The 14,875-nt window shown below is 35.2% G+C and carries 14 protein-coding genes; all 14 read right to left on the minus strand.

Features of this window, described 5'->3' with window-relative positions; genetic code table 11:
* Positions 1–198: 198 nt before the first annotated feature.
* Entirely contained in the window at positions 199–1,680 is a 1,482-nt protein-coding gene (locus tag G634_RS0115820) for a cobyric acid synthase (protein WP_026506078.1), read from the minus strand.
* A 15-nt stretch (positions 1,681–1,695) separates the two neighbouring features.
* Positions 1,696–2,922, minus strand: coding sequence for an AGE family epimerase/isomerase (locus tag G634_RS0115825; protein WP_026506079.1), 1,227 nt, complete (start codon positions 2,920–2,922; stop codon positions 1,696–1,698).
* A 99-nt stretch (positions 2,923–3,021) separates the two neighbouring features.
* Positions 3,022–3,516: a ribonuclease HI gene (gene rnhA, locus G634_RS0115830; RefSeq protein ID WP_026506080.1), complete on the minus strand. Its 495-nt coding sequence runs from the start codon at positions 3,514–3,516 to the stop codon at positions 3,022–3,024.
* A 12-nt stretch (positions 3,517–3,528) separates the two neighbouring features.
* The gene (locus tag G634_RS0115835; protein ID WP_026506081.1) at positions 3,529–4,383 is read right to left on the minus strand and encodes a hypothetical protein; all 855 of its coding nucleotides are present in this window, start codon (positions 4,381–4,383) and stop codon (positions 3,529–3,531) included.
* Positions 4,384–4,529: 146 nt separating this feature from the next.
* Positions 4,530–4,823, minus strand: a complete 294-nt coding sequence (locus G634_RS0115840; RefSeq protein WP_035800437.1) for a DUF4298 domain-containing protein — start codon at positions 4,821–4,823, stop codon at positions 4,530–4,532.
* A 130-nt stretch (positions 4,824–4,953) separates the two neighbouring features.
* Complete coding sequence (locus G634_RS0115845) at positions 4,954–5,199, minus strand: Fur family transcriptional regulator (protein WP_026506083.1); 246 nt, start codon at positions 5,197–5,199, stop codon at positions 4,954–4,956.
* Positions 5,200–5,363: 164 nt separating this feature from the next.
* Complete coding sequence (locus G634_RS0115850) at positions 5,364–6,737, minus strand: MATE family efflux transporter (RefSeq protein ID WP_026506084.1); 1,374 nt, start codon at positions 6,735–6,737, stop codon at positions 5,364–5,366.
* 52 nt (positions 6,738–6,789) lie between these two features.
* Positions 6,790–9,375: a PEP/pyruvate-binding domain-containing protein gene (locus G634_RS0115855; RefSeq protein WP_026506085.1), complete on the minus strand. Its 2,586-nt coding sequence runs from the start codon at positions 9,373–9,375 to the stop codon at positions 6,790–6,792.
* A 54-nt stretch (positions 9,376–9,429) separates the two neighbouring features.
* Positions 9,430–10,041 (minus strand): TetR/AcrR family transcriptional regulator, encoded by a 612-nt coding sequence (locus tag G634_RS0115860; RefSeq protein WP_026506086.1) that lies wholly within the window; start codon positions 10,039–10,041, stop codon positions 9,430–9,432.
* 484 nt (positions 10,042–10,525) lie between these two features.
* Positions 10,526–11,950 carry a sensor histidine kinase gene (locus tag G634_RS0115865; RefSeq protein WP_081676679.1) on the minus strand — a complete coding sequence of 475 codons (1,425 nt, stop codon included), beginning with the start codon at positions 11,948–11,950 and terminating at the stop codon, positions 10,526–10,528.
* Between the two features lie 15 nt (positions 11,951–11,965).
* Positions 11,966–12,628 (minus strand): response regulator transcription factor, encoded by a 663-nt coding sequence (locus tag G634_RS0115870; RefSeq protein ID WP_026506088.1) that lies wholly within the window; start codon positions 12,626–12,628, stop codon positions 11,966–11,968.
* Between the two features lies 1 nt (position 12,629).
* Positions 12,630–13,361 carry a lantibiotic immunity ABC transporter MutG family permease subunit gene (locus tag G634_RS0115875; protein WP_026506089.1) on the minus strand — a complete coding sequence of 244 codons (732 nt, stop codon included), beginning with the start codon at positions 13,359–13,361 and terminating at the stop codon, positions 12,630–12,632.
* Positions 13,361–14,104 (minus strand): lantibiotic immunity ABC transporter MutE/EpiE family permease subunit, encoded by a 744-nt coding sequence (locus tag G634_RS0115880; RefSeq protein ID WP_242826831.1) that lies wholly within the window; start codon positions 14,102–14,104, stop codon positions 13,361–13,363. Before G634_RS0115880 ends, G634_RS0115875 begins: the two co-directional genes overlap by 1 nt.
* Complete coding sequence (locus G634_RS0115885) at positions 14,097–14,792, minus strand: lantibiotic protection ABC transporter ATP-binding protein (protein WP_026506091.1); 696 nt, start codon at positions 14,790–14,792, stop codon at positions 14,097–14,099. Before G634_RS0115885 ends, G634_RS0115880 begins: the two co-directional genes overlap by 8 nt.
* Positions 14,793–14,875: the final 83 nt, after the last annotated feature.

Consider the following 14,875-nt stretch of genomic DNA (forward strand, 5'->3'; position numbering starts at 1 on the left):
TAAAACGATTTTAAAACGAAAAAACATTGCATAGTTATGTATATTTATACAACTTTTTTCATTTCCTACCGCTTCAATAGGATAATACCAAAATAAAAGAACTAGGTCAATAAGCCTAGTTCCTAAAGATTGTGATATTTGGTTATCAATAATTTTTATAATGTCACTTATAAATATTCTTTTTATAAAAAACGTTTTTTAATTATGAAAAATCGTCTTTTTGATAAAGTCAAAATCCAGATTTTCCCTAAACACATCAGCTATATAATTAAGCTCATCTTCCTGCCTTGTCTTTGCAGACTTTAGCTTGAATTCTGGCTTAGTAAGTCCTTTTCTTTCAAACAAAATTTCTAATAAACTATCTGTAAACTCCTCGCTGTCAAAAATTCCATGAAGATATGAACCCATAACATTTCCTTTTGAAAAAGTAACTTTATCTACTTTTTGTCCATTTTCAAAAGACCTTCCCATATGGATTTCATAACCTTCTACTCTAATCCCTGAGAGTTTATTCCATACGCCGCTCATATTATCTGTTACGGTAATTACCTGCTTTAGAACCTTCTCTTTGGCAAAATAAGTAGTCATAGGAAGGAGCGATAAACCTTCTACATTTCCTTTTGTCTCCGCTCCAAGTTCATCTACTATTTCGTTTCCGAGCATCTGAAAGCCGCCACAGATTCCTATAAGAAGAGCTCTCTTTGCTATACACTTTTTTATAGCTTCATCAAAACCATTTTTCTTTAACCACAACATATCTTTTGTAGTATTCTTGGTGCCTGGAAGAATAATAAGGTCTGCATCCTCCAAATCTTCTGCGTTATCTGTATAGAAAAAGTCTACACTATCCAAGCCTTCAAAAACTTCAAAATCTGAATAATTGCTAAGATATGGAAGTTTAACAACTGCTATTTTCACAACATTTTCTGATAAAACAGTATCTTTTTTTCTTGTATACAATTTATCAGATAAGCTGTCCTCATCATCAAGCTTGTGATTTACATAAGGCAGAACTCCTGTAAACGGAACATCACAATACTGTTTGAACATAGTAAGTCCTGGTGTTAGTAAAGAAACATCTCCTCTGAATTTATTAATGATAAATCCTTTCACCCTATCTCTTTCTGCCGGTAAAAGAAGATTCATAGTGCCTAGAAGCTGTGCAAATACTCCTCCAAGGTCAATATTGCCCACCAAAAGTACAGGGGCATCCAGAATCTCTGCAAGCCCCATATTTACTATGTCATTTTCCCTTAAATTAATTTCAACAGGACTTCCCGCTCCTTCAATAACTATGATATCCGCATTTTGGGATAGATTATCATACGCACTTTTTATCTCCGGAATGAGACTTTTTTTCATGGAAAAGTATTCTGCTGCCTTCATGTTGCCGATAGACTCTCCATTTACTATTACCTGCGAAATAGAATTCCCCATAGGCTTTAGCAAAATAGGATTCATATCTGCGCTTGGAAGTTTGCATGCGGCAGCAGCCTGAACCACTTGTGCCCGTCCCATCTCTTTGCCATCTAAAGTCACAAAAGAATTCAAAGCCATATTTTGAGACTTAAATGGCGCAACGCTATATCCATCCTGATGTAAAACTCTTAAAATACCTGCAGTTACGATGCTCTTTCCAACATTTGACATCGTACCCTGAATCATTAAATTTTTAGCCAATGCTTTCTCCGATTTTTATATATATCCATCTTTAACTGCTTTGGCAATAGATACTCCCACTTCTTTGTTATAAGGAATAAGAGTTGCCTGCAAAGCATGATAAATATCTGATTTGCCCGGCCATACGGTTTCAAGAAGATTGTTATGTGAATCTAACTGATGAAACCATGAACCATTTTTGTGATCTATTACAACATTATCGAGATAATCCATAAAATTTGAATAATCTTCTTTATATCGCTCATTTCCTGTAACCCTAAACAAAACAGAAGAAGAATTGATTGCCTCAGCAAGAGTCCAATGCATTCTGTCATGTACAATAGGCTGTCCATCCCATCCTGTTGTATAACATATTCCAGGCGCTCCATCTGCATTCCATGCATCAGAAACTGCTGTATTGTAAAGATTTATAGCCGCATCTATATATTTCCTATCATCTGTCTCTGTAGCTTTGGCCCACTGAGTAATAAGCCTTGCCCATTCGATTCCATGCCCCGGAGTTGCACCATAGGGCTTGAATGGATCATCTTTTTTCTCCTTATTGCACTCAAGTTCTGCATCCCAGTTTTTTGAAAAATGCTCAGGAATACGCCAGTTATTGTCTTTTGCCCAGCAGATTACCCTGTCTATTATTCTCTTTGCCCTGTCTGCGTATTTCACATCTCCACAAGCATCAAAAACAGCAAGAAAAGCTTCTACTGAATGCATATTTGCATTAAGACCTCTGTAGTCATCAAGAATGGTAAACTCAGTATTCCAGGTATCTACAGATAGTCCGATTTTTTCATCCCAGAAAAATTTGTCATAAGTTTCAAGTGCTATATCCAAAAGCCTGTCAGCACCTTCTATACCCGCAAGAACTCCAGACGTAGCTGCGAGTATCACGAAAGCATGTGCATAGCACTGCTTTGTAGGAAGAATAGTTCCATCTGCATTAATTCCTGCATACCATCCACCGTTTTTATCATCATAAAGTTCTGTCAAAAGACCATTGATAGCCTGCCCAGCAAGCTCTTTGGCACCTTTGTGACCAAGCATAGTACCAATACTATAAACATGCGCCATTCTGCTTGTTATCCAGGTCTCTCTAGGTCTGTCTTTCCAAGGTGTTCCATCATCTCCTAAATAATAAGAACTACCTTTAGGAGATGGGAAATTGTGCCCAAAGTTCAAAAGATTATCAGTACAGTTTCTAAGAAACTCCCTGTTTTCTTCATCATTAAGTATATATTTTTTGTTCATTGCAATACCCCCTAAGATTATGTTTTCAATAAATTCTGTTTTCTGTTTGTATATTACGTCACAGACACGCTTTCATGACAAAAAGCGTATTATACCAACTCAACAAATACCGATTAAGTCTCCTCCATCATCATGCAAAAGATTATCTCCATCTGCTGAAGTTGTTGCCAGTTCATCACATCGTTCATTCTCTGGATGTCCTGCGTGACCTTTAACCCAGTGCCACACGATTATGTGACCATTCTTAGCCTTTAACAAGCGTTCCCAAAGTGCTTTATTAGCTACAGGCTTTTTGGCAGAATTAACCCACCCTTTTTTCTGCCAGTTCTCTATCCAGTTCTGATTAAATGCATCAATAACATATTTGGAATCAGAATATAAATCAATGTGACACGGATGATTTAAAGCTTCAAGAGCTTTGATAACTGCAAGCAGTTCCATTCTATTGTTAGTAGTCTTATCAAAACCTTCTGAAAGTTCTTTTTGATAAACTTTACCATCTTTATCAACGAAGCGTAATATACTTCCAAAACCGCCCGGACCGTTTGGATTTCCTCTTGCTGCTCCGTCGGTAAATATCTCAATATTCTGCATAAATATTCCCTGTTACTTATTCTCTATAGCTTCACCGCTCATATCTTTGATGTAGAAGCCATTAGGATTATTCTCATCTACTACGCAGTAATATTTTGCCTTAAGCTCATATTTATCCCATTTATTGTTTTCTTCGTCATTCCAAGGATAATAATCAGCCTCGATAACAAATTCGCCATTACCGCTATCAACTATATTGACATCATACTTTGGATAAACCGTTCCCCAGTCACCAAGTGTAAGGCCAAAATTTTCATCATCAATTTTCTTTGCCTGCTGACCTGTATAATTGCTATAGTCAAACTTTTTGCCAAATAATTCCATCATAGCCTCTTCAACATTGCCTCTCGGAATTATTGCACAGCCATTATCCTCTGAATACTCGAATTTGCTGTAATCATGACCAGCATAGAAAATAGATACTGCAACAGCTATATCATCATCTAACGAAGAGTAGCTCTTAACTGATTCCATCATCCTAAGACCATTCCAATCTATGAAACGATCCAAACATTTTCTAACATTCTCCTCTGATGGAAGCTTAGCATTATTTACAACAGCTGTGGTGGCTTCATTTGCAGACGATACACTATCAGATGCATCAAGACTTGATGATGCACTATCAGATGTATTCTGATTGTCTGTTGTTACAAGAGTACTGGCAGTATTAGAAGCGCTATTATCAGCCCCTCTCTCTTCAATTGCGGAGTTGTTGTCTCCAGAAAAGTTTACAGATGGAGTACTACAGCCTGCCATGCTCGCAGCTATCACAGTTCCTAATAAACTGGCAGCAAACATACCATACTTGTTTTTTACAGTTACTTTTCTAAGATCTTTTCTTGAGAATCTGTTATTTTCTTTTTTCATATTAACCTCGCTTTGTAAAGTTAATGCCAATCATTATTTCCTATTTAATGATTGGCATTCTCCATAACACATGTTTTATTATAGCACAAACAGTAACTTATTTTTCTACAGTTTTATCAAATTGTGATACATATGAAAGAATTGTTTCACATTTCTCCACCATCCCTATTTATCATCTCCATTATTTCCCTGTTTCGCTCTAGCATGTTATAGATACCATCTTCAGAAAGAACTCCCCTCTTCACATGTAAAGGAATTTCTCCTTTTTCATCCATAGCAAAATCCTCTTTCCACTGCCTGCTGGAATAATATTTTTCTAATATCTGAACTTTTGACTGCAAACTCTTGTAATTCTCAATAGCGTTTTCTAAATATTCTTGAGCATTTTTAACTTCATCAAAAATCTTCTCATACTCTGATATATGTTTAAAATCCTTCATAATAAAGTCCCATCTTCTTATCAATATACTCTACCTTTATTCCAGAGCTTGCTACTATAATACCACTAAAGGAGTTTTATTAACAAAAAAACCTGCCCTAGTTTTCACTAAAGCAGGTACTTTTTACGCTTCACCTATTATCAGTAACCATCTTAATCATATCAACTCTTTCGACTGCGCCGATGTCTTCAAGCGCTTTTATCATACGATAGACAGTTGCTGTGCCTATACTCTTATCTCTAGATCGCACAAGGCAGATGATATCTTTACATGATGCGCCATCGTTTTTGGCAATAACCTCTGCTACTAAAGCTCTTTGTTTTGTAACTCTAAAACCGCTTTTTCTCAGCGCCATAATCATCTGCTCATCACTCATGCTACACCTCTTCAAGTTAATTTGTTAGTTCTTGCTAACCATATAACAAATTACCATCAAATTGTCAAATTGTCAATAAATAATATTGATAATTATTTTCAATCTCGTATCATATATTTAGTGATGTTCTATAATAGGGTAAGGCTCTAGAAACATACAAAAAATCAAGCCTTCTCAATTACCTTATTAGCCTTAAAAGCTCCCAAAATAAACAATGCAGCAATAAAACTCAAAATATCACTTGTAGGAGCAACCATGGCTACTCCCACGAAGCCAAAAAGTCTTGGAAGTACCAAAACAAGAGGAATGAAGAAAATGCCTTGTCTTAGAATTGTTTCAAAGGTTGCTTTACCAAAATTTCCTGTGTTTTGCAGCATCATTCCCACCAAAATATAAAAACCTAGAAACGGCAGGGAAACTGTCTGCATACGAAGGATTTCAATTCCATAAACTACAACACTTTCTTCTTTTGAAAAAGCTGACATAATAAATGGTGCACACCAAAATGATATTATTGCAAATACCAAAAGGTAAATTGTTGTTACTTTTACGCAAAAGTCAAATCCTTCTTTAACCCTGTTGTACTTTTTGGCACCATAATTGAACGCACAAACCGGTTGAAATCCCTGGCCAAGGCCTACTGCTATAGCATATATAATAAATATGTATCTGCTATTAACAGTAAATGCCGCAAGTGCTTCTTTTCCATATACACCTGCTGCCTGATTCAAAAGCGCACATGAAATAGATGTTACCCCTTGTCTGATGAAATTAGGGCATCCTCCGTACACTACTCTTACTGTTTTCTTTACAGAAAAACAATCCATAATTAGTTTAAAATCAGGCTTAATCATAGGCCCGATATTGCCAGTCTTCATAGAAGTTTTAAACAATACGACAAATCCAACAATCTGACCTATAGAAGTTGCAATTCCAGCTCCTTTTATTCCCATTCCAAGACCAAAGATTAGAATAGGATCCAAAACCATATTTAACCCCATGCCTATGATTAGTCCAAGAGCGCCCTCTTTGGCCTTTCCCTGAAGTCTTAACTGGTTATTAAGAGTAACAGCAGAAGTTGTAAACGGAACACTAAATAGAATTGGAAAAACGTATGTTGTACATGCACTCTGCAAATCCTTAGAAATCGCTCCTCCTAGAATTTTAATAAGGAATGGAAGAAATAAAAATCCGGCTAAAGCCACTATTAATCCGCAAAGTGCAGAAAGATAAAAACCAACAGTTGCAAATTTCTTTGCCTCTAATTCTTCCTTTTTACCCAGAAGGTTAGAAATAGAATTTCCAGAGCCATAGCCAAACAAAAATCCTAATGCCTGAACAACTGAAATAAACGAGAATATGACTCCAATTGCTGAAGTCATATTGCTGTTATTAAGTTTGCTGACAAAAAAGGTATCAGTCAGGCTGTACAAAGAAGTTATGAGCATACCTATTATGGTAGGCAACGCCATTTTCAGGATAAGCTTTTTCACAGGAGTCTGCGTCATTTTTATATAATTATCTTCTAATTTACCCATATACACTCACTTTCTAATTTCAAGAAGCATATGAAAGATTTTTTTACGAAAATCATGACACTTTTTTGACCACTCCCAGATTTCCATCAATCGCCATTTCGTCTCCATCATTGCAGAAAGTTGTAGCGCACCCTGTTCCAAGAACAGCAGGAATTCCATATTCTCTTGCAACTATAGCTGCATGGCTAAGTGCTCCGCCTGTATCAGAGACAACTGCACTTGCAAGCGTAAATAGAGGTGTCCATTCAGGATCAGTATAGTGACAGACAAGAATGCATCCTTTCTTCATCTTGTAGAATTCATCAGGAGACAGAATAACGCAAGCCTTTCCTGTAGCAAATCCGCTACTTCCACTAATTCCAGACAAACTGTTTTCATCATCATTTTCTTTTCCCAGCATAAGAAGATATTTTTTCTCATCTTCATAGATTTTTTCTGCAACAGGTCGTATCTGTTTTCTCTGCTTTATTTTCTCAATTAACTCTTCCGGAATAATGATGTATCCCATAGAATCCTGTTTTATCCTGGATAATTCGCTAAGAAACAGGTAGTGAAGATCATTAACATTTACACTTTCACTGTTAGTACTAATAGACTTATTATTTCCAAAAAACTTCTCTGTTGAACCATTTTTCAGGATTAATCCATCCTTCTCAATCATTTTAGTCAGTCTGTTATATATCTGCCTGCAACGATAAAACAGCGTTTCCCACATATACTGAGAGCTTTCTCTGTATACATGTGCAAATCTGTAAAACTCTATCTGTTTATAAAGCTTTTCCCACTTTTTCTTGCTCATAGAATTTGCAAGACGTTTTTTAAGTTCCTCATATTTTGCAAGTCCATCTTCTAGAGATGTAGTGCGCTTGCCCAGAATAATCGCATTTACTACTGGAGTCAGCAGATAGATTACTCTATCAGGTTCTTCAATAAGAGACGCTGATTCAAGTGCATAGCAGTTATTACTAGACTTCATTCCATGCTTTGACAAAAACAGATCAAAACTTTCTTTTAACTGCGGATATTCTCCTATAAACCTATCGTAGGATGGATTCTCATTTAATAAATTTGCAGCACCTTTTGTTGTTATGACTTTAAGTGCAAGCTCCTCCATGTCGAGATTGAGCATGTAAGTCTCATAGGAAAGCCCCATCAAAATGTCATAAGTAGACAGCTTACTATCTACTTTCTTTAGACTTTTTTCTATTGACTTAGCTATGATTACACCAGGGAAAAGAGAATAGGAAAATCTTCCATAAGCACAGTCAGCCACCTGGTCAGCGCATCTATTAAGTGCACCTATAAGCTTTTCAAAATTCATACTGCTTATATCTTCAGACATAAGTTCTTTAACCTGTCTTGAAGTCTTACGTTCATAACTTTGTCCAAGTCTCTTTATTTCTGCAGTATCCTTATAGCTTTTAATTAGTTTGATTAATCTAAAAGCTTTAAGACTCAGAGTCTTTTTTCCATCAGGAAGATGAAAGATTCCAAGGTCGTTAACACAAAAATCAGCATTTAAACCGATTCCATTCTCAGCAAAAATCCTTGTCTTCTGCTCATTGATTCTATTACTAAGATCAGAATCAAGCGGATAATAAACTGTTGGAGTTTTTTCCAGCATAAATATAAGGCTATCTTTTGTCAGCTTTGACAGCTTTTTATTTTGAATGCCTTTTTGACTTTCTTCGTTATAAAGCTTTTCCTGCCAAGGAGTTAGCTTATTTGACAAATTGATTGTGGTAATAGCACGACATTGCAGGATATAGATATTTCCACCCTTAATCGCCCACTCGATATCACATGGATGGTTATAATGCTTTTCTATTTTTTTAGACAAGATGGTCAGTCTCTCTATCTCAGAATTTGTTAGAGCTTTTGCGCTCTTTCTTTTTTCATCGACATTAAGAGTAAGTGTTCCTGTTCCTTTTTGGTTATACTTTATTTCGATTTCTTTTGAAGCAATTGTTTCTCTTATGATATGCCCTGATTCATCACAGACATATTCATCAGGAGTAACACTTCCTGATACAACTGCTTCACCAAGACCATAGGAAGCATTTATTATAACTTCACTTCCTGTACCATTTGGATTTTGTGTGAAAAGAACTCCTGACTTATCACTGTTTACCATTTCCTGAATTACAACTGCAAGAAAAACCTTATCTTTGTCATAGCCTTTATTCTTACGGTAGCTGATTGCTCTCTTGCCATATAGTGAAGCATAGCACTCTTTAATCTTAGAAAGCACTTCTTTCTCACCAACAACATTTAAATAAGTCTCCTGCTGCCCTGCAAAACTTGCATCTGATAAATCTTCTGCAGTAGCTGAAGATCTTACAGCACATGGGCCTTCCATTTTTTCATTAACAAATGAAACGATTTCTTTCTCAACATCTTCAGGGAAACTTCCGCTTACTATATCTTTTCTAAGAAGCATGCTGTCTTCAAGATACTTCTTACTATACGGATCTATATGGTTAAACTCCAAATACTCTTCGAAAGCTTTGCTTGTCAGCACCACTCCATTTGGTACCGGAAATGAATTTGAAGCCATTTCGCCAAGATTAGCTCCTTTTCCTCCAGCTATAGCTATGTCTTCTTTTTTTATTTCAACAAATTCTTTTATATATTTCATAGAAAACTCCTCTTATTTTGTATGAAAAAAATTTTAGTTTACAGTCTATACAACTTAGCTTTTCGTAATAACATATTCTTCCACACACTTTGTAACATACAGTCTGAATACCTCGTCGAATCCATCCCCGATGATATCCATATTCATAAAAAGAATCATTCCCCCATTGACAGCTGCACCAAGTTTTGAACGATTGAATTTGATGGGTCTTCCCGCTTTTTGAAAATAGTCTTCAAAGAAAGATATAAGCTGCATATATGTTCTTATAAGTGCCTCATTTTTTGACTCTTCAAATTGAATCATGAGTTTCAAAGAATCACTTATTGTATTATTGAAAGCTTTATTAGGCTTTAGAATATTCATCTGTTCAATAACACACTCCACTACAAATTCCTTGACATCTTTTATAGAATCTGGATCCATGGCTGCAAGCTTATTCATTAAAATCTCATTCTTCTCTCTGGCTCTTCTACCTATAAGTTCCTTTAGGACAGCTTCTTTATTGTCATAGAAATGATAAAAAGCACCAACCGATATACCTGCTGCATTTGCAATATCTCTTATGGCGACTTCTTTAACACCATTTCTGCGAAAAGCCTCCAATGCCGCTTTATCAATTCTTTCTTTTATTTCTATTTTTTCTTCCTCTGTAAACGCTTTTCCCATAAAATCCTTTCCATCGCTTTAGCAGATAATCTACGTAAATTTTCAGCCGTGAACATTTTTCGTTCTGTTCATAGATAATATATAACTGTGCAAAAAATAAGTCAATTCTACTTATTGACAACTTTTATCAATAAATAAAATTGACTTAATCATTTATATAACCTTATGTACTTTGGAACGCAGTGACAAAAATCTATACTTTATTGTTTTTATATAGTACGTTTTACTGTTTGTATATTTCGTCGCAGACACGCTTTCGCTTGATTATAAACGTAGTGGTACATAATGCGCTAAAATACAGCGCATAAGTAAATGCGGCATAATTTAAACACTTTTAAATTATGTCGTCTGCCGTAGGCAGATTTAAAGGCATTATTTATGCCTTTAAACCCCAGACCAACGTTTATATACAGTTCTGCTCATGAAATATTACAAGCCAGTAAAACTCATTTATCAAATATAAGTAACAATAACCTATGACTTCTTAAACAGTTACAACAAGTTCACATCTAGCTCCCTTTGTCTTATCAGAATTAGATAAAAGTAAACTTCCTTCATGCATTCCTGCTATTTGATTGGCAAAATATAAACCTATTCCATAATGACCGGAAGAAGTTCTGCTCTTATCATCCATGAAAAACTGCTCTGTTCCATGAATAAGCGCTTCTTTTGAAAAACCGCTTCCTGTATCTTCAACTACAAAGAAAAGTTTCCCATCTTTTTCCAAAATAGAAATATAGATTATTCCCTTCCTGTCTGTATGTTCAGTAGCATTCTTTACCAGATTCATAACTGCTCTTATATATGAATCCTCCATGATATAAACATAATCGCTTGTAACATCTTCTTTCCATTTAGCTTCGATTGCGCATACTCTGCAAAGCCCTGTAGTCTGATTTTTAATCTCCTGAATAACTTTTTTTAATTCAACTTTTTCTCTTTTTTGATGAAGATAATCAGACGATTTACTTACTTCAATAAGAGTCTGTATATAGTTTTGAATCTGCAATGTACTGTTTGAAATGTAATCAAGATAGCTTTTCTGTTCATCAGTAATATCGGTTTCCATAAGAAGTTCTGCGTTACCACGTACAATTGTAAGTGGAGTTTTGATATCATGGGCAAGCGCTGAAATCTGCCTGTTTTTTTCCTGCTCAGCATTCCATTGATTTTCAAGTGAATCCTTAAGAGCTATTCGCATATCGTCAATTGAAACTAAACAGTCATCAATTTCCTTCACACCGCTTCTGGATATTTCAATATCCAGATTCCTATGCTTAATCTCATCAGTAGCATTAAGTACTGGCTTAAGCTTTTCCTTCATCTTTTTAACAAAGCGTAGAGATGTAAACATAATAATCGCAAATTGACCGATGATTACCAGTACAATCGTAAATTTCTGCGGCTCTATAAAATGCTGCCTTAAAAACTTCGATCTATATTGAGGTGTAAGTTCATAACGCAGAAAAACATTTTCATTTTTGGCGTAAATTACTTTATAAAAATAATTAACAGAAATCTTTTGCGAATTCATGATATCTCTAGCACTTAACAACTCTTTTTCTGTCATGTTCGTTTCTTTAACTTCACCGTCCTTGGCAAAAATAGCGTACCTGCTCAAAAAAGGCATCATGTCACTTGTGACTTCATCAGAATTAATTATCGATTCTATAGAATCATTTATACATTTTTCAGCATAATTTGCCGGATAAACAGCTCCAGAATTAATTAAAATATCAAATATAATAACTGCTGATACCCCCAGAATAAGCAATAAACAAAGCATTCCAAATACATATCTTAAAAAAACACTTCCCAGTGAAATGCTGCGCTTTAAAGGCTTATTAGTATGCTCTTTAGTTTTCTTTTTTACCTGTTTATCCTTTTGATTTTTTATTATATTCTTCATTTGCGTTTTATTGTATTATTCATCCCATTTATAGCCAATTCCCCATACAGTCTTTACCGGCATTATTTCATAAGGTGAAAACTTGGTTCTGATATTTTTTATGTGCGTAATAATCGTACTTTCATTACTATCACTATCAAATCCTAATACACTTTCTAATATCTGCTCCTTGGAAAAAACCTGTCCTTTATTTCTAGCTAGAAACTCGCAAATATCATATTCAACTCTTGTAAGCGAAATCTCTTTATCATCAACTAGCATCTGCTTTTGTGAAAGATTAAAGCAGATGCGTCCAAAAACCATTCTTACAGAATGTTCTCTATTTTCTCTTCTAAGATGAGCAGATATTCTAGCTCTAAGTTCCATAACACCAAAAGGCTTGCAAATATAATCATCTGCCCCCTTGGAAAGCCCCTCTACCAATGAATTTTCCTCTGTTTTAGCAGTTAGAAAAATGATAGGACAATCAGCTACAGTCCTTAATTTCGAGCACAATGAAAACCCGTCAATCCCTGGCATCATTACATCTAGAAGAATCAAATCGTACGAAGAAGCCTTATCAATATCTATTTCTAACGGATTGCTTATCTTTGTAATCACATGCCCATCTTTTTTCAATATATTTTCAATCATATTCAAAATTGCTACATCATCATCTACTGCTAAAATCTTTGTCATATTATCCTCTCCGGCCTGAAAAATTAGACGACCACGTCCAAAATACAATAAAGCTAACTACCGTGAAGATAATACAATATAATGCAACACTGTGTAAAGACGCATTTTCTGCATGATTATAAAAAGACTGCAAATATGTATAAGGTATCCTTCCTGTCCATGAAGATGGAGTATATTTCCATACTATTTCACCCATACCTGTTAAGAAAAGAACGCAGATAAGTCCTGAAACAATTCCAGCTCCAATTGAAAATTCTTTTCCAAAAGAAAATGCAAAAATAAGCTGCCAAATGTAAACAGAAATACTAAAAGCCCACATCATTATTCCGCATATCGCACATTCACTAAAACTAATCATAACATGTTCATCTCTGCAGAAAAAAGTTCCAAAGATAAGAGTTGCTGTCATCACCATGCAAAATTCCAATATTAAAAGCGCTATCAGCTTTGCTGAAAATACCTTTGTTTTATTTTTATGTGTAAGGAGATTTTGAAGTTCTCCAGCATTTTCTTCAAGTTCAGCTATGCATGCTGCAAAAATACCAATCAAAATCGGAAGTCCAAATCCAAGAGTTTCAAAAAAAGCTTCCACTTTGGATTCTTCACTATAAGAAGTGCCTGAATAATATGCAAGGAAAACTACGCTAACAATAACAGGAATTAATAAATGCGCTAAAACAACAGGAAATTTACGCATCTTAAGAAACTCAGCCTGAATATATTTTATCATCATTACTTACTTGCGCTCCAATCTTTGCTAAAAAATAATACCAAAATGCCGATTATTAAAAAACAAACAAGAGATACTATCACACCCAAAAATACATCTGCAGTCCTCATCATTTCATTCCCAATTTCAGCTCTTAATCCGTTAGGAAGAACATGAATAAGCGGACACATTATTCTCATAGGAATAGCAAAAGGGACAAGAAGCCATTTGCCAGTCTGTGAAATAATCGTGCCAGAAAAAGCCAAAAACATACTAAAAATAACTTCAACAATAAGTCCAAATTTCTCACTTATAAGTAAAAGTATCGGGATCTGCCACAACAAGGTTACAGTTAATAGAATGCTTGCTATAAATCCGCCTAGAACCGGCACAGTGCTTGTAAATATAAATCCCCCAATTGCAGCACCTGCAAATATAATTAAGTTGGAAGCCAAAATCATCAGGGCTATATAAATTATTTTCCCAAGAAAAAGCTTAGAACTTTCTGTTGTAAAAGTAAGAAGATTGTAAAAACCAATTTTCTTTTCTCTTATAATAGAAAGATAACAAATAATAGCCATGACTCCAGGAAGTATCATGGTATACCACCAGTTCCATACACATTGCGCATATGTATCAGTCGTGCCAAGTGTAAGTATCGTAGCAAGAATAAATGTTACTATAGGAAATAACCACAAAATGTGCCTGCTTGCGGATTTACGTGTCTTAATATGCTCTGCTTTTATAATCTTGATCATTTCAACCATTTGCTCTTACCACCTTCATGAATAAATCTTCCAAATCTGTGCCGCGCTCTAATCTGCCTTCATATCCTAAGACTCCATTTGAAATAATCCCAATGTAATCAGCCACATGCTCGATTTCTGACAATATGTGACTAGACACAATAACAGTTATTCCACTATCTGCAAACTGTCGAATCATATTCCTTAATTCTTCAATTCCAATAGGATCAAGACCGTTTGTTGGCTCATCCAGAATTAAAAGCTTTGGATTTCCAAGAAGCGCCATAGCAATTCCAAGCCTCTGTTTCATTCCAAGCGAAAACTGTGAGGCTTTCTTTTTGCCAGCATCAGATAAAGATACAATTTTTAAAACCTCATCAATTCTATCTTCACCTGTTCCTAACAAAAGTGCTCTTACTTTCAGGTTCTCTCTTGCAGAAAGGTTAGGATAAATCGGCGGATTCTCGATTAAAGCTCCTATATCTGATAGACAATTCCTAGACCATTTACTATTATCAAATAGTATTTCACCCGATGAAGGCTTGATAATACCTGTTATCATCTTTAAAGTCGTCGATTTACCTGCTCCATTTGGTCCGAGCAAACCATAAACTGATCCCTTAACTATATTTAGCGATACACCATTAACCGCTTTCTGCTTTTTATATGTTTTGCATAGATTTCTTGTTTGAAGCATTAATTCTTCCATGTTGTTCTCCTTGATTATGACTTGTTTACTAAAATCTGTATTGCCTTTACTGTCATAAATCATAACTGGAAAAAATAAAGAAT

It is taken from the genome of Butyrivibrio sp. NC3005 (genome assembly GCF_000424545.1).
Lineage (GTDB): Bacteria > Bacillota > Clostridia > Lachnospirales > Lachnospiraceae > Butyrivibrio.

Bases quoted from the DNA above. Each gene is read 5' to 3' on its own strand.
- G634_RS0115835 (WP_026506081.1), bottom strand. From the start codon at position 4,383: ATGAAAAAAGAAAATAACAGATTCTCAAGAAAAGATCTTAGAAAAGTA.
- G634_RS0115860 (WP_026506086.1), bottom strand. From the start codon at position 10,041: ATGGGAAAAGCGTTTACAGAGGAAGAAAAAATAGAAATAAAAGAAAGA.
- G634_RS0115870 (WP_026506088.1), bottom strand. From the start codon at position 12,628: ATGACAAAGATTTTAGCAGTAGATGATGATGTAGCAATTTTGAATATG.
- G634_RS0115845 (WP_026506083.1), bottom strand. From the start codon at position 5,199: ATGAGTGATGAGCAGATGATTATGGCGCTGAGAAAAAGCGGTTTTAGA.
- G634_RS0115875 (WP_026506089.1), bottom strand. From the start codon at position 13,361: ATGATGATAAAATATATTCAGGCTGAGTTTCTTAAGATGCGTAAATTT.
- G634_RS0115850 (WP_026506084.1), bottom strand. From the start codon at position 6,737: ATGGGTAAATTAGAAGATAATTATATAAAAATGACGCAGACTCCTGTG.
- G634_RS0115840 (WP_035800437.1), bottom strand. From the start codon at position 4,823: ATGAAGGATTTTAAACATATATCAGAGTATGAGAAGATTTTTGATGAA.
- rnhA (WP_026506080.1), bottom strand. From the start codon at position 3,516: ATGCAGAATATTGAGATATTTACCGACGGAGCAGCAAGAGGAAATCCA.
- G634_RS0115865 (WP_081676679.1), bottom strand. From the start codon at position 11,950: ATGAAGAATATAATAAAAAATCAAAAGGATAAACAGGTAAAAAAGAAA.
- G634_RS0115880 (WP_242826831.1), bottom strand. From the start codon at position 14,104: ATGGTTGAAATGATCAAGATTATAAAAGCAGAGCATATTAAGACACGT.
- G634_RS0115855 (WP_026506085.1), bottom strand. From the start codon at position 9,375: ATGAAATATATAAAAGAATTTGTTGAAATAAAAAAAGAAGACATAGCT.
- G634_RS0115825 (WP_026506079.1), bottom strand. From the start codon at position 2,922: ATGAACAAAAAATATATACTTAATGATGAAGAAAACAGGGAGTTTCTT.
- G634_RS0115885 (WP_026506091.1), bottom strand. From the start codon at position 14,792: ATGGAAGAATTAATGCTTCAAACAAGAAATCTATGCAAAACATATAAA.